21 protein-coding genes are annotated in these 22,219 nt (G+C 48.0%); 7 read left to right on the top strand and 14 right to left on the bottom strand.

Features of this window, described 5'->3' with window-relative positions:
* The first annotated feature begins 180 nt into the window (after positions 1 to 180).
* The 4 genes from BMW65_RS18900 to BMW65_RS18915 all read left to right on the top strand — a co-directional run bounded on the left by BMW65_RS18900 (position 181) and on the right by BMW65_RS18915 (position 6,109).
* Positions 181 to 3,288, top strand: coding sequence for a SusC/RagA family TonB-linked outer membrane protein (locus tag BMW65_RS18900; RefSeq protein WP_090607822.1), 3,108 nt, complete (start codon positions 181 to 183; stop codon positions 3,286 to 3,288).
* Positions 3,289 to 3,309: 21 nt separating this feature from the next.
* Positions 3,310 to 4,818, top strand: coding sequence for a RagB/SusD family nutrient uptake outer membrane protein (locus BMW65_RS18905; protein ID WP_090607824.1), 1,509 nt, complete (start codon positions 3,310 to 3,312; stop codon positions 4,816 to 4,818).
* 142 nt (positions 4,819 to 4,960) lie between these two features.
* Entirely contained in the window at positions 4,961 to 5,338 is a 378-nt protein-coding gene (locus BMW65_RS18910) for a hypothetical protein (protein WP_090607826.1), read from the top strand.
* Between the two features lie 72 nt (positions 5,339 to 5,410).
* A complete protein-coding gene (locus BMW65_RS18915; protein WP_090607828.1) occupies positions 5,411 to 6,109 on the top strand; it encodes an LEA/WHy family protein in 699 nt (232 codons plus the stop codon).
* Here the strand turns inward: BMW65_RS18915 and rfbB are convergent.
* The 3 genes from rfbB to BMW65_RS18930 are packed head-to-tail and all read right to left on the bottom strand — an operon-like array spanning position 6,106 to position 9,203.
* A complete protein-coding gene (gene rfbB / locus BMW65_RS18920) occupies positions 6,106 to 7,158 on the bottom strand; it encodes a dTDP-glucose 4,6-dehydratase (RefSeq protein ID WP_090607830.1) in 1,053 nt (350 codons plus the stop codon). The genes BMW65_RS18915 and rfbB overlap by 4 nt on opposite strands.
* Before the next feature lie 29 nt (positions 7,159 to 7,187).
* Complete coding sequence (gene galE, locus BMW65_RS18925; RefSeq protein ID WP_090607832.1) at positions 7,188 to 8,219, bottom strand: UDP-glucose 4-epimerase GalE; 1,032 nt, start codon at positions 8,217 to 8,219, stop codon at positions 7,188 to 7,190.
* A complete protein-coding gene (locus tag BMW65_RS18930; protein ID WP_090608146.1) occupies positions 8,220 to 9,203 on the bottom strand; it encodes a UDP-glucuronic acid decarboxylase family protein in 984 nt (327 codons plus the stop codon).
* Between the two features lie 127 nt (positions 9,204 to 9,330).
* On the opposite strand from BMW65_RS18930, the gene BMW65_RS18935 reads away from it, so the two are divergent.
* Positions 9,331 to 10,515, top strand: a complete 1,185-nt coding sequence (locus tag BMW65_RS18935) for a 3-deoxy-D-manno-octulosonic acid transferase (RefSeq protein ID WP_317040493.1) — start codon at positions 9,331 to 9,333, stop codon at positions 10,513 to 10,515.
* Positions 10,516 to 10,524: 9 nt separating this feature from the next.
* Here BMW65_RS18935 and hemW read toward each other — a convergent pair whose 3' ends face one another.
* Positions 10,525 to 11,649 carry a radical SAM family heme chaperone HemW gene (gene hemW / locus BMW65_RS18940; RefSeq protein WP_090607836.1) on the bottom strand — a complete coding sequence of 375 codons (1,125 nt, stop codon included), beginning with the start codon at positions 11,647 to 11,649 and terminating at the stop codon, positions 10,525 to 10,527.
* Between the two features lie 610 nt (positions 11,650 to 12,259).
* On the opposite strand from hemW, the gene BMW65_RS18950 reads away from it, so the two are divergent.
* Positions 12,260 to 12,682, top strand: coding sequence for a secondary thiamine-phosphate synthase enzyme YjbQ (locus BMW65_RS18950; protein ID WP_090607839.1), 423 nt, complete (start codon positions 12,260 to 12,262; stop codon positions 12,680 to 12,682).
* A gap of 59 nt (positions 12,683 to 12,741) precedes the next feature.
* Here the strand turns inward: BMW65_RS18950 and BMW65_RS18955 are convergent, their stop codons facing one another.
* The 10 genes from BMW65_RS18955 to budA form a co-directional block, all read right to left on the bottom strand.
* Complete coding sequence (locus BMW65_RS18955; protein WP_317040494.1) at positions 12,742 to 13,428, bottom strand: YiaD family glycine zipper/OmpA-like lipoprotein; 687 nt, start codon at positions 13,426 to 13,428, stop codon at positions 12,742 to 12,744.
* Between the two features lie 75 nt (positions 13,429 to 13,503).
* Entirely contained in the window at positions 13,504 to 14,265 is a 762-nt protein-coding gene (locus BMW65_RS18960) for a carboxypeptidase-like regulatory domain-containing protein (RefSeq protein WP_090607843.1), read from the bottom strand.
* A gap of 61 nt (positions 14,266 to 14,326) precedes the next feature.
* Positions 14,327 to 14,725 carry a hypothetical protein gene (locus BMW65_RS18965; protein ID WP_090607845.1) on the bottom strand — a complete coding sequence of 133 codons (399 nt, stop codon included), beginning with the start codon at positions 14,723 to 14,725 and terminating at the stop codon, positions 14,327 to 14,329.
* 4 nt (positions 14,726 to 14,729) lie between these two features.
* Positions 14,730 to 16,142 (bottom strand): 23S rRNA (uracil(1939)-C(5))-methyltransferase RlmD, encoded by a 1,413-nt coding sequence (gene rlmD, locus BMW65_RS18970; protein ID WP_090607847.1) that lies wholly within the window; start codon positions 16,140 to 16,142, stop codon positions 14,730 to 14,732.
* A 35-nt stretch (positions 16,143 to 16,177) separates the two neighbouring features.
* A complete protein-coding gene (locus BMW65_RS18975) occupies positions 16,178 to 16,753 on the bottom strand; it encodes a TetR/AcrR family transcriptional regulator (protein ID WP_090607849.1) in 576 nt (191 codons plus the stop codon).
* Entirely contained in the window at positions 16,753 to 17,157 is a 405-nt protein-coding gene (locus BMW65_RS18980; protein ID WP_090607851.1) for a hypothetical protein, read from the bottom strand. Before BMW65_RS18980 ends, BMW65_RS18975 begins: the two co-directional genes overlap by 1 nt.
* The gene (pheS, locus tag BMW65_RS18985) at positions 17,158 to 18,198 is read right to left on the bottom strand and encodes a phenylalanine--tRNA ligase subunit alpha (protein WP_090607853.1); all 1,041 of its coding nucleotides are present in this window, start codon (positions 18,196 to 18,198) and stop codon (positions 17,158 to 17,160) included. It lies immediately after the preceding gene.
* 82 nt (positions 18,199 to 18,280) lie between these two features.
* The gene (locus BMW65_RS18990) at positions 18,281 to 18,730 is read right to left on the bottom strand and encodes a single-stranded DNA-binding protein (RefSeq protein ID WP_090607855.1); all 450 of its coding nucleotides are present in this window, start codon (positions 18,728 to 18,730) and stop codon (positions 18,281 to 18,283) included.
* A gap of 26 nt (positions 18,731 to 18,756) precedes the next feature.
* Complete coding sequence (mutY, locus tag BMW65_RS18995) at positions 18,757 to 19,809, bottom strand: A/G-specific adenine glycosylase (protein WP_090607857.1); 1,053 nt, start codon at positions 19,807 to 19,809, stop codon at positions 18,757 to 18,759.
* 52 nt (positions 19,810 to 19,861) lie between these two features.
* Positions 19,862 to 20,659 (bottom strand): acetolactate decarboxylase, encoded by a 798-nt coding sequence (gene budA, locus BMW65_RS19000; RefSeq protein ID WP_090607859.1) that lies wholly within the window; start codon positions 20,657 to 20,659, stop codon positions 19,862 to 19,864.
* Positions 20,660 to 20,813: 154 nt separating this feature from the next.
* Between budA and miaB the strand changes: the two genes are divergently transcribed.
* Positions 20,814 to 22,217, top strand: coding sequence for a tRNA (N6-isopentenyl adenosine(37)-C2)-methylthiotransferase MiaB (miaB, locus tag BMW65_RS19005; protein WP_090607861.1), 1,404 nt, complete (start codon positions 20,814 to 20,816; stop codon positions 22,215 to 22,217).
* The last annotated feature ends 2 nt before the right edge of the window (positions 22,218 to 22,219 follow it).

The following is a 22,219-nucleotide window of genomic DNA, read 5'->3' on the forward strand; positions in this document are numbered from 1 at the left end:
GGCCCCTTGTAAACCAAAAATAAAATGGATTCGGATATCTACATATTTCAAGAAACTAGACGGCCCCTGCGTAAGGGCTTAATCCATTTCTTTGATAAAAAAGTCTATGGATAACGATCCGGCAACCCGCTAATTTTGTTTGATTGTTCATTACCAATTTTAATCAATTATAAGCAGCTTATGTATTCCAATTTACACACCAAATCAATTATTGTGCGATACCTTGCGCTTTTCATGGTGCTCTTGCCGTTGTGGGGCATGGTGGCCAAGGCTCAAGTTGGCGAAAGCATCCGTATCACAGGACGTGTTACGGACAGTATCGGCACCCCATTGGAAGGAGTAAACATTACCGTCGTCGGGAATCCGGCAAGTGCCTCCACCGGCGCGGATGGTGGCTTCCAAATCACGGCCCCTTCAAACGGGACGCTTCGCTTCACCAATGTAGGCTTCATCAGCCAGGATGTGGCCGTCGATGGCCGGACATCCATTACGGTCGTTTTAGTAGAAGACGTGACTTCATTGACCGAAGTGGTGGTAGTAGGGGCATCCCTGAAACAACGTGATCTGACAGGCGCGGTGGTCAACATCAACGAGGCTACCCTGAAAGAGCGCCCCGTGCTGAGCATCAACGAAGCCCTGCAAGGCAAAGCTGCCGGGGTGCTCATCCAAAACTCGCCGCAACCCGGTGGAAATGCCTCCATTCGAATCCGGGGAAACAACTCCATGCAATACGGTGGCAACCCCATCTATGTGGTAGACGGCATCGTGATGGAAGGTGACTTCAACCTATTGAACCTACACGACGTGCAGTCGATAAACGTCTTGAAAGACGCCTCTTCTACCGCACTTTACGGATCGCGGGGCGCGCAGGGCGTGGTCGTCGTCACGACCAAGAAAGGCGGCGCGGGACAGGGCAAGGTGACTTATGATGGCTGGGTGGGGGTCCAGGAATTTGTCAATGAATCATTGACCTTGGGTGCCAAGGACATGTATGAGCTGCGCATCGAAGCACTGGAAAACTCCAACACGGTAGGCGGCAATTTTTATGCAAATAATCCCGGAGCCACCCACCAGGATTTTCTCGACCAAGAACTTTTCGCTCCTGGCAAGCTGTGGTTTGCCGATTATGAAAAGACCGCTTATGCAAATGGCAACAGCTACAATTGGCTGGATGCAGTGACCCGCAGGGCGGTACAACAAAACCATGCGCTGGGATTCTCAGGGGGTACTGACCGCAGCTCCTATTACCTGAGCTTTGCGCTGAATGACCAAAATGGTTTGGTAGAAAACTCCAACTATAAGAGCTATTCCGGGCGGATTAATGCCGAGCAACAAATCAATAAATGGCTGAAAGTAGGGACAAACACGTCATATACCAGCGGACGTGACGCCTATGCCGATGATAAAGTGTTTGGGGTGGCCCGTGCGGCTAATCCCTTATTACCCATCAGCGCTGATTCGCTATACTTGGCTTGGGGCAACAACTGGGATATCAACATGGAAAATCCGCTGCGCTCCTTGACCATCGACCGTGAGCGCACGCGAAATAAAGTACTATCCGCAAATTACTTGAATGTCAATCCGATTGAAGGATTGAATATCCGTACTTCATTTTCTATTGATGTGCTGGAACAAAAGTACTATGAATATATCCCCAGCGATATCCAACAAGCGAAACGCGACTCTTATCGCGGCAGGGCTATTCACAACATCGATTCCCGGAACAATTATCAATGGGACAACTCCATCACGTATGACAAAACCATCGGCGAACATTCCATCAGTGGGTTAGTGGCCACCAGCATGAGCAGAAATTCCTTTAACTATACCAATGTAACCGCCCGCGACTTCCCCATTGATGACTTTCGGTATTATAATTTAGGCGCTGCATTTGACAAGCCAAACTTTGCGTTGGGCTCGGATTTCGTTAGTTCCACGCTCCTCTCCTATTTGGCGCGGGCCAATTATTCTTATGCAGGCAAGTACTTAGCAACAGTGACCGGGCGGTTTGATGGTTCGTCCAAATTTGCAAAAGGCAACCAATGGGGCTTTTTCCCCTCAGTGGCCTTGGGATGGAACATCGCACGGGAAGATTTCCTGAAAGACGTTGAACAGATCAGCCAACTGAAACTCCGGTTTGGTTATGGCAACGTAGGTAATCAACGGATTCCTGACTATGCATTCTACAGCTTGTATAATCCGGCATATTCTTCGGGACAGGTTTCATTCAACTCTTCCGGACTCCGGGGTTCGCCGGATCTGACCTGGGAAAATCAGCGGCAGTTGAACGTAGGGGTGGATATTGGACTCTTCAGAGATCGGCTGACCTTGACAGCTGACTATTTCGATATCGTAAACTCCAATCTGCTGATGCGCCGGTCGCTCTCTACGCTGACGGGATACCGTGAGGCCATTGTCAATATCGGCGAGATGACCAACAGGGGTGTCGAGCTCTCGGTGAATGCCAACATTATCCGCAACAACAGCTTCAACTGGGACTTGTCTGCCAACATTTCTACCGATAAGAATACGATCACCCAATTGTATGGCGACGTGGATGCTATCTACGCCTTTGGCGGCTTCACGGGCACGGATATTCAGCGCGAAGGCAATTTCTTTCTGGGCGAGTCATTAAACACCATCTATATGTGGGAATTTGACCGTATCATCCAGGAATCCGATATGGATTATGTCAACAGCCTGGTGCTTCCGGGGAAACAATTACAGCCCGGTGATATCCTGCCGAAGGACCAACAAAACCCCGGGGAGCCCGGCTATGGTGTCATTGACGAAAATGATCGCGTGATCATCGGCAAAAAGGACCCCAAATTTTATGGCGGTTTCTCGTCCAACATAGCCTATAAAGGCTTATCGCTGAATGCGGTATTTGTGTATTCGTATGGCGCAAAACGCGTAAGTGGATATTACGAAAGCCTCATGAGCGGAACAGGCTACGGCCCCACCCATAAGGACATGTTAAACCGGTGGACGCCCACCAACACCAACACCAATATTCCAAGAGCTACGTATGATAACCCTGTCCGATTCTCCAGCGGAGAAACTTCCTGGGGCATACAAGATGGATCTTTCTTGCGCTTGGCTACCCTTTCGTTGGGATACAGTTTGCCTCAGCAGGTCTATTCCAAAGCAGGGCTGAGCGGGTTCCGATTGTATGTGTCTGGTAATAACTTATTCACGGTAACAAAGTATAAAGGATACGATCCCGAAAATGGCGATGGGTATCCTACTGCAAGGATGTTTGTGCTGGGGGTGAATGTTAGTTTATAGAAAAAGTAATAGCGATATATTATGAAAACGAAATTTATAAAGGCAATTTGCTGCTTCGTAGCGTTGGGTACGATCAGTGCGTGCTCAAACTTTTTGGATGAGCTACCCAAGACCAGTTTGACGGAGGAACAGGTATTTGGGGATGAAGAGAACATCCAACTGCTCATTTCCGGATTGTATACACAATGGCGGAATACCAAGCAAGATAGGGGTGGTTTCATGTTTACATTGGGTACTGACGAAGCCAAGCAGGGCGGACAGCAAGTACAGGAAAATAACGTACAGGCTGCGCTGGATAAGTACAGCAACGCACTGAATGCTCCCAACTCCTCACTGGCCGAACAGTGGAATAAACGGTGGCCCGTAGTCACTGCTGCCGCAAAAGCCGCTTATTATGCGCAGTCTAATAGCTTGAAAGCGCAGGCCCGCTTCATTCGGGCGACCATCAACTTTGAATTGGCTATGTTATGGGGCCCTATCCCGATCATCGACCAAGAGAACATGCGGGAGGCCAGGCAGCCCCTGACGGATGTTTTTGATTTCATCATCAAAGACCTGGAATTTGCCGCAGAGTATCTTGAAGACACGCAATCCGACAAGAAAATCCCTACAAAAGGGGCAGCATTGGCCTTGTTGGGGAAAGTATACCTGTCCGCACCGGAAGAAACGGGTTTCCGCGACTATGAGCGGGCCATCTCCTATTTTGACCAGGTCATTCCGCAGTATGCACTCCTGGATAACTATGCCGATTTATTCAACACGACATTAAACCAAAATTCATCGGAGTCCATATATGCCTTCCAATTCATCAATCTCTCTCCTGATAACAACATGGCCCAGCACCATGCCGGCTCAAGGGCGGTGGCTGATTTGGATGGAAACACGTATTTCGGTGGCTATGACCTGATCATGCCGACAGATTATTATGCCAATGATCAGACAAACGGCGGCGTATGGGAGCCCGGTGACACACGCAAATTGGCGAGCATCCGTTATGACTTTACCTTGCCCGACGGCCGTGTACCGACCATCACCTGGACGGGGCAACAGGACGAACTTGGCCCTCACACCCGTAAATTTGAAGACATCAGGACCCAAGGCGTACAAAACTTCTGGTATTCGGGTGGATTGATTCACTATTTGCGCTTAGCGGATATCCTACTATGTAAAGCGGAGTGCTTGAATGAACTCAATCAAACCGCTGAAGCTATTCAATTACTGAACACCACCGTACGCAGGCGCGCATTTGGCGGCACCATCCCCGAAGGATACTCTTGGGAAGGCATTTCAAGAGAAGAATTACGGGAGCGGATCATGGACGAACGTATTCGCGAACTCGGCTTCGAAGGATGGCGGAGGATGGATCTCATCCGTACCGGCAAATTGGTGGAATATGTCTCCGAACGCAATCCCTGGGCTAAAGCAGAGGGAGCAATACGGGAATTCCACAACCGCTATCCAATTCCGGAATCTGAAATCAAACAGAATGATATGATCAACGAAGAGGACCAAAATCCGGGATACAACTAAGTATTATTCCTTGTTCGGCCCTATACCGGCGGCCAAAAATCCATTGCTGTGTTCAGTACGTTGACATGGCAATGGATTTTTGCTGTGCCCCCTTTGGCATGGCCTTTGCCTTTTTTACCTTGTAAAACAAAACTATATCATTATGAAAAATCAAATGAAAGTATTTGGGGCGTTAGTGATAGCTTCATTGATGTTTGTAGTTTCATGTGACAAGGACACTGATCCTGCAGATAGGGACGTATTCGTAGGAACCTATGAAGGGACAATTACCTTCAATGACAGCGAACGAACAATCACGGACGAGGATGGCCGAGTGACGGTAACGAAAGTAGGTGATTCTTACTCGTTTATCTTCGGTAGCGGCATACCGGATATCACGGGCGTTCGTTTCGAACAAGGTGATGACAATGTCTATGTCGGCATTGGTGAAGGATTTACAGGCATCCGGATTACGGCAAGTTCACTCAACATAGCGGTAACAAACGGCCAAGGCACGTGGACTGCGGATTGCAGCCGATAATTATACTTAATTTTAGGGGCGACCGGTGACGATCGCCCCTTTTTTCTTATTTTGCGGGCCTATAAGAAACGTATGGAAAGTGTGACACCAAGTAAACAAGGCAAGACAACCCGAACAAAAACATGGACAAAGGCAAAAAATGGTAACATCAGCTTTATTCTGTTGATTACCATTGGTACAGCGTTTTTTTTGGTTTCATGCACGCTGGACAAGCAGGCCAAAGCACTAAGGGCCCTTGAAAAATGCCGCTATGAATTTGTCTCCGCAGACAGTGTGTTTTTAGCCGGTACAGATATAAACAAATTCATCGCCAATGGGCGATTAGACATCAGCCGTCTCCCTGGTGTCGCACTGGGTTTCCTAAACCGTGATATCCCACTTTCGGGCATCCTACGCATCCAAATCACCAATCCTACGGACAACTTGGCGGGAATCAGTCAGTTTGCTTACAAAATAGCCATCGAAGATAAGGAAGTGATCGATGGCACCTCAGATTTGCCAATAGAAGTGCCTCCCGGACAAACCATCACCGTACCGGTAAAACTACAGACCAACGTATATAAATTTCTTTCAGACGGGCAAACACTTGATAGGTTGCTTACATTTATTCAGCGTGCACAAAGCGGGACTGCGGACGAAAAAATCAATTTAACATTCAATATCAAACCCACCCTTGCCCTGGGCAACAAGCAAATCAACTATCCGGGCTATATCCGTATAGATAAACAGGTAGATGCCGACTTGCTCATAAAAAATGGCCTTATCCGTTAACGACTTGCATATTGCTCTTCATAGTACTGCTGGTAATGTCCGGAAGTAACGTCCTGTAGCCATTCTTCATTGGCCAAGTACCAGTCTACCGTCTTTTCCAGCCCTTCTTCAAATTGCAGGCTAGGTTTCCACCCCAATTCGCGCTTCAGCTTGGTCGCGTCAATGGCATAGCGGAGATCGTGGCCGGCACGATCTTTAACGAAGGTGATAAGTTGGGCCGATTCGCCTGCTGGCCGTCCCAGTTTACGATCCATGATGCTGCACAGCAAACCGATAAGGTCAATATTTTTCCATTCATTATGCCCACCGATGTTGTAAGTTTCTCCTGCGGCCGCCCGATGAAAAATCACATCAATGGCACGGGCGTGATCTTCAACCCACAGCCAATCACGCACATTCTCTCCCTTGCCGTACACAGGCACAGGCTTATTGTTCTTGATATTATTGATGGCCAATGGAATAAGTTTTTCTGGAAAATGGTGCGAACCGTAGTTGTTGGAACAATTGGAGATGACCGTATCAATGCCATACGTATCGTGATAAGCACGCACAAAATGGTCTGACGAGGCCTTGGAAGCCGAATAAGGTGAGTGCGGATCGTATTTGGTGTCTTCCGTGAACATGCCCGTATCCCCCAAAGCGCCATAGACCTCATCGGTAGAGACATGGTAAAATCGGTGTGTATCGTATGCACCCTGCCAATAGTTTCGGGCAGCATTCAGGAGCACAACGGTGCCCACCACGTTGGTCAGCACAAAATCAATGGGGTCGCTAATAGAGCGGTCTACATGTGACTCGGCGGCAAGATGGATAATGGCATCCGGTTGCTCCGAGGCAAACAAGCTGTCGATAAATGGCGCGTCGGTAATGTCGCCTTTGACAAAGCGGTAATTTGGTTGTGTTTCGATATCCCGAAGATTGGCCAGATTACCGGCATACGTGAGGTTATCAAGATTAATGATTTGGTATCCGGGATACGTGTTCACAAACCGACGCACGACATGAGAACCGATAAAACCAGCACCACCTGTTATGATTATTTTCTTCATCTTTACCTGAATTATTTCACCTTGCGAAATTAATCATTTAGTGGATTATCCTTCAAATACTGCTCCCATTTCCACGCCGAACGCATCATTTCTTCAATACCCAATTCAGCTTTCCATCCCAGTTCATCGGTCGATTTGGACACATCACCCCATACCTGCTCCACATCGCCCGCGCGGCGGGGGCCTATCTGGTAATCGAGCTTCACGCCTGTAGATGCTTCAAAAGCCTTGATAACCTCCAGTACGGAATTGCCCTTGCCCGTACCGATATTGAAGACATCGTAGTTGCCGTTTGGATTTCCTTTCTCGAGCAGCCTGATAGCCGCCACATGGGCTTTGGCTAAATCCACCACGTGAATGTAATCGCGGATGGCCGATCCATCCGATGTATTGTAGTCATTTCCAAATACAGTAATCGGCCCGCGTTTGCCGATCGCACTTTGTGTAATGAAGGGCACAAGATTTTGGGGAATACCCAATGGCAGCTCACCGATGAGCGCACTTTCGTGTGCCCCTACCGGATTGAAGTACCGGAGGGATACGATGTTGTAATTAGGGAACGCCGCGGCAGTTTCCGACAACACTTCTTCCGAGACCTGTTTCGTATTGCCGTAAGGCGACTCTGCCCGCTTTACCGGAGCTGCCTCCGTGACGGGCAATGCATCGGGCTGGCCGTATACGGTACAGCTTGATGAAAACACAAAATTCACCGGCTTTCCCTGATAGGCATTCAGCAGGTTGATGAGTGAAAAAAAATTGTTGTAATAATATTTCAGTGGTTCACGAACGGATTCTCCTACTGCCTTATAGGCCGCAAAATGAATAATGCCCGTAATGTCGGGGTGATTAGCGACAAATTGCCTGACCTTTGCCTCATCGCAAAGATCAAATTGGTAGAACTCGGGTTTGACACCGGTGATTTTACGGATTTGCTCCAGTACGCCAGCGTTCGAATTGGATAGATTATCGATTATCACGGGCGTATAACCGGCATGTTGCAATTCTACGACAGTATGGGATCCGATATAGCCCGTACCGCCTGTCACTACTATTTTAGCCATTTATTGTTTGTTATAATAGGTAAAGTCCTTGTGTTTTATCTCCTTATCCGGCAGGGACTTGAAATACTCATAGGTGATGCGCAGCCCCTCGGCACGGCCCACCCGGGCCTCCCAGCCCAGCAGCTCACGGGCCTTGGTGATGTCCGGCCGCCGCTGCTTGGGGTCGTCCACCGGCAAATCCCTGTATACCAGCTTCTGGGTGGTGCCCGTCAGCTTGATGATTTCCTCGCCGAACTGCCTGATGGTGATCTCATCCGGGTTGCCGATGTTCACCGGGTAGGGGTAGTCGCTGTGCAACAGCCGGTAGATGCCCTCCACCTGGTCGTCCACGTAGCAGAACGAACGGGTCTGCGAGCCATCGCCGAACACCGTGAGGTCCTCCCCGCGCAGCGCCTGCCCGATGAAGGCCGGCAGCACCCGCCCGTCGTTGAGCCGCATCCGCGGGCCGTAGGTGTTGAAGATGCGCACGATGCGGGTCTCCAGCCCGTGGAAGGTATGGTAGGCCATGGTGATGGCCTCCTGGAAGCGCTTGGCCTCGTCGTACACGCCCCGCGGCCCCACCGGGTTCACGTTGCCCCAGTACTCCTCCGGCTGCGGGCTCACCGTGGGGTCGCCGTACACCTCCGAGGTGGAGGCCACCAGGATGCGGGCCCCCTTGGCACGGGCCAATCCCAGCAGGTGGTGGGTACCCAAAGAGCCCACCTTCAGCGTCTGGATGGGAATCTTCAGGTAGTCTATCGGGCTGGCCGGGGATGCGAAATGAAGGATGTAGTCCAGCTTGCCCGGCACATGCACGAACGTGGAAACATCGTGGTTGTAAAACTCGAAATGCTCCAGGCTGAAAAGGTGCTCGATGTTACGGAGATCCCCCGTAATCAGATTATCCATGCCGATGACGTGGTAATCTTCCTTGATGAAACGGTCGCATAGGTGAGAACCCAAAAAACCTGCGGCACCGGTGATGAGTATGCGTTTTCTCGACATAATTGCGCAGTATAACCGATTAAGGAAACGGTTTTTGATATATTTGCTGCGAATATAACGATTTATCGTCAAGATGTGGGTGATCTATTTCTTCGGAATAAAAATTTATGGGCTGTTAATTTGGATTTTGTCACCTTTCAACGACAAGGCAAAAAAGTGGATCCATGGACGGAAAGGATTACTCGCACAGGTCGCCAGGGAAGTCGACCGTCATAAGGGTTGTATTTGGTTCCATTTTGCTTCCTTGGGAGAGTTTGAACAGGGGCGCCCTGTATTGGAAATGCTCAAATTACAGCGGCCAGGCAAACCCATTGTCATTACCTTCTACTCACCCTCAGGATATGAGATACGGAAAAACACACCCCTTGCTACACATGTATTTTACCTGCCTGAAGATACCCCACAAAACGCGGCAATCTTTATCCAACTAATCAACCCTGAAATGGCCATATTCACGAAATACGAATATTGGTATTTTTATTTCAAAACCTTGGCCTCCAAAGGCATACCGCTATATCTGATTTCGGCCATTTTCAGGCCGAACCAAGTGTTTTTCAAGTGGTACGGCGGTTTCTTCCGGCAAACGCTTGGTTATGTTACCTATTTTTTCACCCAAAATGAGGAAAGCCGTTTACTATTGAATCGCTTAGGTTTCACCCATGCGAGCGTAGCTGGTGATACCCGTTTTGACCGCGTAGTAACATTACCGGAAACACGGAAACACATCCCTGAAATCGAAGCGTTTGCCAATGGCAATCCGGTGCTGATAGCGGGTAGTACTTGGCCGGCCGACGAACAATTATTAACACATATACAGGAGCGGTTTTCTTCATGGAAAATCATTATTGCTCCGCATGAAATCCATGAAGAACACCTTTGTGCCATTGAGAAATTGTTTCCACAAGCCATTCGGTTTTCCGACAGCCAATTGGCCACCGATCACCGATCGCCAGCCCGTGTCCTCATCATTGACAACATAGGTATGCTTTCTTCGCTCTACGCCTATGGCACGATAGCTTACATAGGCGGAGGCTTTGGTGTAGGTATCCACAATACGCTGGAAGCAGCTGCATACGGGCTTCCCGTAATTTTCGGACCCAACTACCGCAAATTCCAGGAAGCGAAAGACTTGATTGCGAACGGAGCAGGCTTCAGTATACCGGACGGCGCGGCATTAGTAAACGCCTTCAGTCAATTGTGCAATACACAGCTGCGGGAGCAGGCGGGAAATACTGCAAAACAATATGTACAGGATCATGCAGGGGCAACTGCCCGGATACTTAGCCACTTAAACGTGGATGGCGATAATTAATCATACACGTTAAACAAACAGTTCTGCAGCAATGTGGTCTGCGAGCAGCTTGCCGTTTTGGGTAAGGGTGGCTACCGACCCTGTAAGTACCACGGCAGCATTTGACATAAAAGGCTGTAGCCCTGAATAAAGGGCGTCGCGGCAGTCCTTACCAAACACTTGTTCCACATGGTTCAGGTCTATTCCCCAGATGGTGCGCAAGGCCGTCATAATATATTCATTGAATTTATCCTGCTCACTCAATGATTCCCTGTCATAGGGCAATACGCCAGCCTGTAGGGCCCGGATATATTTAGCATTATTACTTACATTCCACTGCCTGCTGTGCCCGTTGAACGAGTGAGCCGATGGGCCAATGCCGAGATAGGCTATGCCCTTCCAGTAATTACTGTTGTGGCGTGCGTAATGTCCCGGCCTGGCAAAATTGGATATTTCATAGTGTATATAACCGTTGGCAGTGAGCATCTCCATCAGGTATTCAAATTGGGCTGCACTTTGCCCTTCGTCCATAGCAGATTGCTTGCCCTTACGGATAAAAGCGGCCAATGCGGTTTGCGGTTCCACAGTCATGCTGTAGGCTGAAATATGCGGAATACCGAAATCCAGCAGCCTGCCAATGTTATCGTGCCATTTGCCAGACGTAAGCAATGGATAGCCGTAAATGAGGTCGGCAGTGATATCCGTATATCCCGCATCCTGCACACGCTGTAATGCTTGCTTTGCTTCATCTGCAGTATGCGCTCGATTCATCCAACGTAAATCTTCTTCAAAAAACGATTGTATGCCGATGCTGAATCTGTTGATAGGCGTTTTCTTTAATGCTTGTAGTTTCGTACTGCTGAGGTCATCCGGATTAGCCTCGATGGTAATTTCAGCATCAGGCTGAATGTGGAAGCGCGCAGCAACCTCATCAATAAGTTGCAGGATGTCAATCGCCTCAAGCAACGAAGGCGTGCCGCCACCAAAGTAGATGGATTCCACCGGCTGCCCATTCAAATACGGCACTTGCAGGGCAAGCTCCCGTTGCATAGCATGCAGCATTTCATCCTTGTACTTCAATGACGTACTGAAATGAAAATCACAATAATGGCATGCCTGCCTGCAAAAAGGTATATGGAAATAAATGCCGGCCATGCTGCAAAGATAGTTAGCTTTTTATTAAATAATTGAAGGATTTATTTTGGCAATTTCTGCTGGCCGCAGGGGCTTTTTTGCGTTTGTGCGCAAGGCTTTTTCGTCCTCCATGCCGGACAGGCGTGGTACTTTTGCGATCAAAAGTACCCAAAAATCACCGCTTGGATCTTTTGCTACAAAGGTAGTGCATCAACCTGCTTGCCGCAAAATCTCCTATGCGGTAAGCCAAGCTATACGGAGGGTTGTTGCTGAAAGCCGGACGTGATTATCATCGGAGCCGGACCGGCTTAGGCCGTGGAGGAAGCCATCGGCAGCGAAGCATCCCCCTGTGGGAATAAAACGCGGTAGCGGACGTATTTAAGCAGACCGACGAAGCGAAGTAAGGGCACAGCGGGGGCGTCTGCGGGATGCGTCCGGGGATGCCGCAACGGATGGCAACGGAGCGGCCAGCCGAAGCGCTTTGGTTACTTTGGCGCGCCAAAGTAACATGCCCGCGCGGCATAGAGCGCAAAAGAAAGTCGCTTCCAGCGACAAAGGCCTGCATGGCCGCATGTGCATAAATTAAACCTTCCTTTCCATTACAAAAAGAAAAAACTCCTATCTTTCAACCATGGAAATCTTCCAACAACAGCTGGTATTGCGGGCACGGCCAAGGGGGTTCCACCTCATCACTGCGGAAATAAATGACCGGTTATCTGCCATTTCCCATTGGAAATCGGGGATATGCCATGTGTTTATCCAGCACACGTCGGCATCGCTCACTATCAATGAAAATGCAGACCCTACGGTACGGGGGGACTTCGAAACTTATTTTAATAAGGCCGTTCCGGAAAACGATCCAGACTATCTCCACGACTACGAAGGAGCTGATGATATGCCTGCCCACATCAAGGCCTCAATGATGGGCGTTTCGCTGACCATACCCATCGAAAACGGACAATTGGCACTGGGTACATGGCAAGGGGTATACCTTTGCGAGCATCGCAATCGTGGTGGTAGCAGGCGACTGGTGATCACGGCTTGGGGGGCATAAAAATAAAAAGCCGCAAGCAGACATGTCCGTTGCGGCTGATCATCCACTTACAATTATTATTAATTGCCAGCTTCACGCAGTGCTTCCTCTTTCATCTGATCATTGGCCACGATGACGATTTCCACCCGGCGGTTTTCAGCGCGCCCGGCATCTGTATTGTTATCCCCTATGGGTTCATGGAAGCTACGCCCCTCCGTCTTAATGCGGCGGGTAGCAAGTCCCTGTGACACCGCATAGTCCCTTACCGCTTTGGCCCGGCGTTCGGACAATCCCTGGTTATAGCTATCGGTGCCTTTATTATCGGTATGCCCTACGACCAAGATATCCGTGTTGGGTTCTCCATTGAGCGAAGCAACCAACTTACCGATGTTTTCCCGGGCAGCAGGCTTGACCTCTGTTTTATCAAAGTCAAATAAAATGCCCGAATCAAACTTCACAATAATACCTTCATCAGCCTTAATCACTTCTGCACCGGCTACTGTCCGCTCGATCTCCGCAGCCTGTCTGTCCATTTTTTTACCAATCAATCCACCAGCCACTCCCCCGATAGCCGCCCCGGCGAGCACGCCTACGGCGGTGTTACCGGCCTTGTTGCCAATGATGGCTCCTAATGCACCCCCTGCTACAGCGCCTGTGGCTGCCCCCTTCTGTGTATTACTCATTGACTGAATGGTACTGCAACTTCCCAACAGCATAGCTGACGTCGCTATCGAAAGCCCCAGTAAGGCTATTTTTCTATTCATCATTACCATAACATTGATTATTTTACAGCATAGATACAAACCCAATGCCAAAACTACATCGGGAATTATAATCAGTAGCTATTGGGCGGGATTGGCTTCTAATTTCGGCAGTTTGGGCGCTACCGGGCGACCATCCCGATCAAATTGCTTAAATGACTGGACGATATAAGCAGTAATGTCGTAGTCAGCCCAATACTGTGCTTTTTCGTAAGAAGGGCGATACCAAATCATAAAATTGGTCAGGTCGTCACCATCGAGACCGGTCAGCTCCTGGATTTTACCTCTACTGAATTTTTTGTCCACTTCCGTTTCTTCCAGTTCTTTTTCCATATAATTGCCAAAACGCCGTGCATTGCGGGGTGTACGGCCCAGTAGCTCATAAAGTGACGTAATGGGATTGAAAACATACGCTAAAGCGGGTGGCTTGCCATTATAATAAACACCCTGTTTCCGATAACCCCGCATGGCGTCATTGAGTTCAGCTTCTTTGCTCATCCGGTTTACATCGACCTGATCAAGCATGATGCTCCCCGGTCGCATATCGATGAGTATATCACTCAATGTCTTCACTTCGGTGGATATTGGCGTGTATCCCATGATGTTTGCCGTAAGTGTATCCCCTACCGAAACGTTTAGCTCAAAAGTACCTACACCACTGGAAACCGTGGATTGGCCTGTCTTTTTATTGGTGATCGTCACACTCCCTAACCGATTACTCGTACCGGCCTCGACGACAATACCCCGAATCGTCCCTGATTCTTGGGCGTAAAGCCATACCGGCGGCAACCAGACGGAAATAATCAGCATGATTTTAGCAAGACGACTCCTATGCATTTCCATTTGACTGCTTTTTATACTAAACGTTTAAAGGCCTCGTTTTCTTATTTGTCGATACGGCACCTTACGCTTTATACGGATAGAATACAAAATTGGCCCCTTCGGGTACAATAACAAATAAACACATGAAATTTTCAGGTTTCTTATACTGCTTGATAAAATGGGCCTTACGTTCTTCCTTGATAATCCCCCGTTCTACAAATTCTTCCAATGTGGAAGCATGGACAGACCATTCCGTACCCAATTCCTTCCTATCCAATATCAGCTCGCCCAAACTAACTTCGTGCTGGTGGGCAATGAAGATGGGATAAGCAGATAGTCCTTCCGCCATAATTTCTACGGCGATTTCCTTGATGGACTCACTGTAAAAATCCAAATCTACCTTAAGGCTTTTTAGTGGACTATCTTTTTTCGATTGCCCATCATCACCACCTTGCGCGCCAAGCAAATCTTGTAATTCCATAATGCTATCCTTTCCGTGTGAGCAAAGCTACGTTTTCAACATGTTGTGTATGCGGAAACATATCGACCGGCCGAATCCGACCAACCTCGTATTTTTCATTAAGCAATGCCAGGTCCCGGGCCTGTGTAGCTGCATTGCAGCTCACATATACGATTTTTGCCGCCTCCATCTCCAATAGACGGGCCACCACATCGGCATGCATACCGGCGCGGGGTGGATCGGTAATGACGACATCGGGCTTCCCTTGTGCTGCAATAAACTCGGGTGTTAGCACATCTTTCATGTCCCCGGCATAAAACCGCGTATTGCGAATGCCGTTGATGGCGGAATTAATCTTGGCGTCTTCAATGGCTGAGGGCACGTATTCCACGCCGACGACTTCATGCACATGCCGTGCAACGAAATTGGCAATGGTGCCTGCCCCCGTGTATAAGTCGTAGACCCGTTCATGGCCACCAAAGCCAGCAAAATCACGGGCTATCTTGTACAGTTCATAGGCCTGTGCCGAGTTGGTTTGATAGAACGACTTCGCGCCGATTTTGAAGCGCAGCCCTTCCATCTCCTCAAAAATATGATCGCGCCCCGCATATACCTGGATATCTTGATCAAAGATCGTATCGTTCTTCTTTTGATTGATGATATAAAGCAATGATGTGATGGCCGGAAATTCATGTTGGAGAAAGGTCATCATGTTGTCGATGGTATCCTGATCAACGTAAGCAAACACCACAATCACCATCAACTCGCCCGTGGATGCTGTGCGGATAATCAGATTGCGCAGTGCTCCTTCATGCTGCCGGAGGTCGTAAAAGGAAACCTGATGTTCCAGGGCGAAAGCCCTCAGTCTGTTGCGGATATCATTTGAGGGGGACTGTTGCAAATAACAGTGCTCAATGTCCAATATTTTGTCAAACCGGGAGGGCACATGAAATCCCAGCGCATTCATCTCCAGACTCGCCTGCTCGTCATCGATATTAGTAAGCCATCGCTTGTTGGAAAATGTGTATTCCAGCTTATTGCGATAGTATTGGGTCTGCGGTGCCGCCAAAATGATTTCCATCGAAGAGATGTCTACGCCGCCCAAGCGGGTAAGCGCGTTGTTCACGCTCTGCTGCTTGTAGGTCAATTGGGCAGCATAATCCATATGTTGCCATTTGCAGCCCCCACATACACCGAAGTGCTGGCAAAAAGGCGCAACCCGATGGGACGACGTGTTGATGAACCGCTTCACCCTGGCCTCGGCAAAATTCTTTTTCTTGCGAATCACCTCCACGTCCACCACATCTCCGGGGATGGCTTTGTCTACAAAGAGCACCAGCTCGCCTGCCCGGCCTACACCCTTGCCTTCTTCGGCAATATCGATAATCGAAATATCAGATAACTGCCGCTCTTCGGGCAAAATCCTTCTTTTACTCATAAGGATGCAAAGGTACGGCGTTTTTTTACCACTACCTAATCTACCGTGGCTTTGACCAAATAGGGCAGGATTTCCTTTTGGAAGGAAACGAAATTCTTCCGCACATCCGCCTCGCTGACCGACGTGAAAGCAAAAGAAAATACAATATTTTTACTGGCTTTGATAAGGAAGGTTAGCTTTTCAGGTTTTACGGCTTCGCCGATTTCCGCGTTATTGATAAAGGAGCTGATCAATAAAAACTCCAAATCATCTGACAGTGTGCGAAGATATTCCTGTGTGTTGGCAGATTCACGGATAAAATCCCAACCCAAAAATTCATTACAGATGGTATACGTAAGTCTGCTAACACGCAGAATAGTATTCCCCAAGTAGGTTTCGAGATCTGCCTGCTTACTATATTTGCTTAATAAATCCGCTACACTTTCGCGGATATAGTCCATTAAGATAGCATGCAAGACCAACTCTTTGCTATCGAAATACTTATATATCGTTGCTTTGGCGATTTTTGCTTTGCGGGCAATCTCATTGACGCTGGTTTTTTTATAACCGTAGCGTCTGAATAGTTCACGCGCTGCCTTTTTTATCGATTCTTTTACTTTATCGGCTTCCATTAGTTTGAAACGATTATGGTTTCGCCGCTCCGCTGTGCCCGGTAAGGCTTAAGCGGACATTCTGCGAGTTCAGCAGGCGATCCATTAACTAATACATAACGTGCACCCGAACAGGGATCCTTGGCTACAAGCCCCCCCTCCTCCACTTCTACGGCACACCGTCTTCCGGCATCTACCGTGCTGCATCGATCGTATGCCACATAGCCCTGTCCGGTATTCACTATTATTAAACCAGCTACACCACCCCGTTGGGTCACCGCATACCCTCCGGGTGTGTAAAGTTGGGAATACTGGACCATGGAAATCTGCTCCATGACCGACACATCCTGCACTACATTACATCCACCTTTCTTACAAGCCCCAGGCAGTACGATAACAGCGATGAATGCAATATATTTAATCATCTAAATGAGTTCCCCTTCAAACTGGCTTAAGAAGCGTACATCGTTTTCGGAAAATAACCGCAGATCTCTGATCTCGTATTTGAGATTGGTAATCCGCTCGATTCCCATACCGAAGGCAAAACCGCTATACGTCGTGCTGTCAATTCCACAATTTTCAAGCACATTCGGATCAACCATGCCACAGCCCAATATTTCCACCCAACCTGTTTCCTTGCACATCGCACATCCCTTTCCTTTACAGATGGTACAACTGATATCCATTTCTGCCGAAGGTTCAGTAAACGGGAAATATGACGGACGGAAACGCACTTTGGTATCTTCTCCGAACAACTCTTGAACAAAGTGATATAACGTCTGTTTAAGATCGGCAAACGAGACGCCTTCATCTACATATAACCCCTCGACTTGGTGAAAAAAACAATGTGCGCGAGCAGATATCGCTTCATTGCGGTACACCCGCCCTGGCATAATAGCCCGAAAAGGCGGTTTACCGTTTTCCATCATCCTTACCTGTACCGAAGAGGTATGTGTGCGCAACGCGATGTCATTGCCTTCCTGCTTTTTGATGAAGAAGGTATCCTGCATATCACGCGCGGGGTGCTCAGGCGGAAAATTAAGCGCAGTGAAATTGTGCCAATCATCTTCAATTTCCGGCCCTTCAGCAACGGTAAACCCTAATTTCTTGAATATTTCAACGATTTCCTTACGGACCAGCGATAGGGGATGGCGCGAACCAAACACAAACCCTTCGCCAGGTAAGGTAAGATCGGTTTCTGCTTTCTTTTTGGAGGTCTGTATGGTGGATGCAAACTGTTCTTGTAGTGTTTGATATTTTTGCTCTGCCGCTTGCTTAAATTCATTAAGAACCTTCCCAAGAATACGTTTTTGATCAGCGGATACCTCCTTAAACTCTTCAAACAGATTACGCACGATACCCTTGGCTACTAAAAACCTAAGCCTAAATGCTTCTACGTCTTCATGAGATTGAGGCACAAACCGCTCAATCTCTTTTGTATACTGCTGTATTTTCTCTTGCAACATGACGCCAAAGATAGGAAATTTCTCTTTAGCTTTTGAGGTTCACCTTTCGCCCATCCACTCACAAAGTACAATTTTCGGTTGCTCAAAACAAGGCATCCTCTTCTCCGTCATTTTCCTTAAAGTCTACGACGGAGCTGTCGTCTTCTGCTTTCTTAACAGACTGTTGGCTTGTACCACCCTGGCCACTTGGTGATTCAAAGTCGCTTTTGCGACCCAATAAGGTAAAGTTTTCGGCCACCACCTCTGTTGTATAGCGCCTTATCCCTTCTTTGTCTTCATAAGTCCTTGTCCTCAGCTTACCTTCTACATACACCAGTTTACCCTTAAATAAATATTTTGCTGCTACTTCCGCCAGCCCCCGCCACATGACGATGTTATGCCATTCGGTCTGTTCAACTTTGCGCCCATCCTTGTTATACATTTCCGAAGTGGCCAATGGGAAGCTTGCTACCGTGACGTTTCCCTCCAAATGGCGGATTTCTGGATCTTTACCTAAGTGACCTACTAAAATAACTTTATTGATGCCTGACATAATAATTTAGGTATATTTGGATACTTCTATTCAACCATATATTCCTCTAAAAAAGAATAAATTAGCTTCGGTTTAGCTAATGTACCTAAATCTTTCATAAAAACATAATTCCATTTCATTTTTTTACCTATAATTTCATCCTGTACATCAATGGCGATAAACTGGGCAAATAGGTTTTGATGGCTTAGCACATGTTTCACAGGACCAGCCACTAACCGCAAATCGGCGCCCTTACCGAAACATTCAGCCACTTCTTGTATACTGGCAAGCTCCCGCACATCCATGAGGTAGGGAGTCTCTATCAACGGCAGCTCATAGAGGTTTTCCCAAATGTCTCCCGTCCCCCGTTTATTCATCAACAAACGGTCGCCCATCGTTACCACGAAATAATTAAAATAGCGGTTTCGGCTAGCTTTCCCTTTTATCTTGACGGGCAATTGGTTTACACGCCTTTCTGCAAGTGCACGGCAATCCAAACGGAGCACACAGTTGGCACAATCCGGATGCTTAGGCTTGCATTGTATCGCACCGAACTCCATCACTGCTTGATTATAAAGACCAGGGTTTACCTTGTCCAGCAAGTCATCAGCCAGCCCCAGAAAAAGCTTTTTTCCTTTAGACGAATTAATGGGTTCGTCTATTCCAAAATAACGGGCCAATACGCGGAATACATTGCCATCAACTACAGCCTTGGCCTCATTGGCAGCAAACGAAGCGACAGCGGCAGCCGTATATTCGCCGACTCCTTTTAGCCGGATAAGATCTTCATATTTCTTCGGGAAGATACCATCATATTCCGCCACCACGGCCTTAGCCGCTTTATGCATATTGCGCGCCCTGGAATAGTAACCCAATCCCTGCCAATGGAGTAGTATCTCCTCCTCAGGGGCACCGGCAAAAGATATGACGTCAGGGTAATGCGTCAAAAATCGATAAAAATAGGGAAGTCCTTGCTCCACACGTGTTTGTTGCAGGATAACCTCAGAAAGCCAGATAACATAAGGGTTACGGGTGTGACGCCAAGGAAGATCCCGCTTATGCTGATTATACCAGGTAATGATTTCATCAGAAAATGCCATGAGGCAAAAATCTTAATTTTTTCTTATACCACAGCCATATGATGGTGGGATATCATTTGCCTTGTTCTACGATGCGGACATCGTTATTGCGATCCATGGTCAGATTTACATGCTGAAAAGCAGATGTGCCCGGTAGCTCTACCGTAATGTTGCGCATTCGGCTAAGTTCTATTTTTAGCGCACGGGATTCAAATCCAAAAACATGCCCGCCGGCCTGCTTGTCTGCAGTAAGTAAGTGGAAATGAAAACCGTCAACATTGATGTTTTTAAGAAAATGGGGCACAAAGAAACCAACCATGGTACCCTTTACTTCATTTAGCGTAAATGTATGTTGGTGATCGTTCAGGTGTTCAAGCAATGTTGGGTATGGGCGGTGGGCTGGAGCTGGGGCCCTGGTACGCACTTGCGCAAAATCGCCAATGATGCGGATGGCGTAAATATGATTTGCTTTCAACAGGCGGCCCAAGCGATCTTGGAGCCCTTCGTAACTAATGGGGCCATCAGCGGCATTAAATTCAAAAACAGTATCGCGCTGAAAAAATGTGGCAACGGCAAAAGGAGAGGTTTCTGAAGGTGCTACCGGATAGGCTTTGCCATCATGGCGAATACGATATAGCTCACCTTCATTCATGAATAGTTCACCATCTACGGCGTTAAATGTCCCAATACCAAAATCGCCCTGCGCACCCAAATCCGACATATGCAAATCACCTTCAAATACACCGCCCAACAGCGCGTCAATCGTGGAATATTGATACAGTAGATTATCACTCCGCTTATCCGGCGTATCCTCCCCTGAGCAAGCAACACTAAAAACACCTAACAAAAACCACCAGTATGTCTTTATCATATAGAAAAATTTTGAAAGCCCTCATTGACGTCGTGAAGATAACTTTTAATTTTCAATTAAACTATTTTTCCGCTGTTTTAGCTTCCGGCAAGCTGCCAAACTGTCATCCATTCAAAATATTATTGCTAACTTTGTAGCCTTTAAACAAACGACGATGTTTGAAATACCAACAAGTACGAAACAACACGACGAATCACGGCAGGGAGAGGCGCTGCTCTTGGAAAAAGATCCACAGAAAAGCAATGGCCGCAAGCTCTATATTGAAAGCTATGGCTGCCAGATGAACTTTTCCGATAGTGAAATCGTTGCCTCTATATTGCTGGATAAGGGATTTGAGACCACACGCGACTACAAGGAAGCGGATGTGGTGTTTATCAACACCTGTTCCATCCGCGAAAATGCAGAGCAACGTGTACGCAATCGGCTCAAGGAATTTGAATCGGCCAAAGCCAAGAATCCGGGCATGGTGGTGGGTGTGCTTGGCTGTATGGCCGAGCGCCTGAAATCCAAATTTCTGGAAGAGGAAAGGCTGGTTGATGTAGTCGTGGGGCCTGATGCATATCGGGATTTGCCTAATCTTATTGAAAAAGTAGATGAAGGCTCACGTGCCGTGAACGTATTATTGTCCCGCGAAGAGACGTATGCAGATATCAGCCCGGTACGCCTCAACACGAACGGCGTGACGGCATTTATCTCCATCATGCGCGGCTGTGACAACATGTGTTCATTTTGCGTAGTGCCCTTCACGCGCGGTCGCGAACGAAGCCGCGACTCACAATCCATCGTAAAGGAGGCGCGGGATCTCTTCGATGCCGGGTACCGCGAGGTGACGCTTTTGGGACAAAACGTGGATTCTTATAACCATGAAAACACAAACTTCGCCAACTTGCTGGAAATGGTGGCCTTGGTAAATCCATTGCTGCGTGTACGATTCTCCACGTCACATCCCAAAGATATCACCGACGAGGTGTTGTACACCATGGTGAAGTATGACAACATTTGTAAGTACATCCATTTGCCGGTACAATCGGGCAACTCCCGGATATTGAAGTTGATGAACCGCACTTATGATCGTGAATGGTACAAGGAGCGGGTAGATGCCATCCGCCGGATTATTCCGGATTGCGGGATTTCAACCGACGTCATCACCGGTTTCTGCAGTGAAACGGAGGAGGAATATCAGGATACCCTATCTATGATGGATTATGTCAAATACGACTTTGCCTATATGTTTGCTTATTCTGAGCGCCCGGGCACGTTGGCAGCCAAACGCTACGCTGATGACGTACCCGAAGAGGTAAAGAAACAGCGCCTGACAGAAGTAGTAGATCGGCAGCGGCAGCATAGCTTAGAACGACTGACAACATACGTTGGCAAAGTGCATAACGTACTGATCGAAGGGACGTCCAAGCGCTCGGACAAAGATTACTGCGGCCGGAATGATCAGAACACCATGGTTGTTTTCCCTGTGGACGAACGCTATAAAAAAGGTGATTATGTACGCGTCTATGCCGAGACATGTACCTCGGCAACGTTGATTGGTAGGATTATCGGTTAGTG

Source organism: Parapedobacter koreensis, assembly GCF_900109365.1.
Lineage (GTDB): Bacteria > Bacteroidota > Bacteroidia > Sphingobacteriales > Sphingobacteriaceae > Parapedobacter > Parapedobacter koreensis.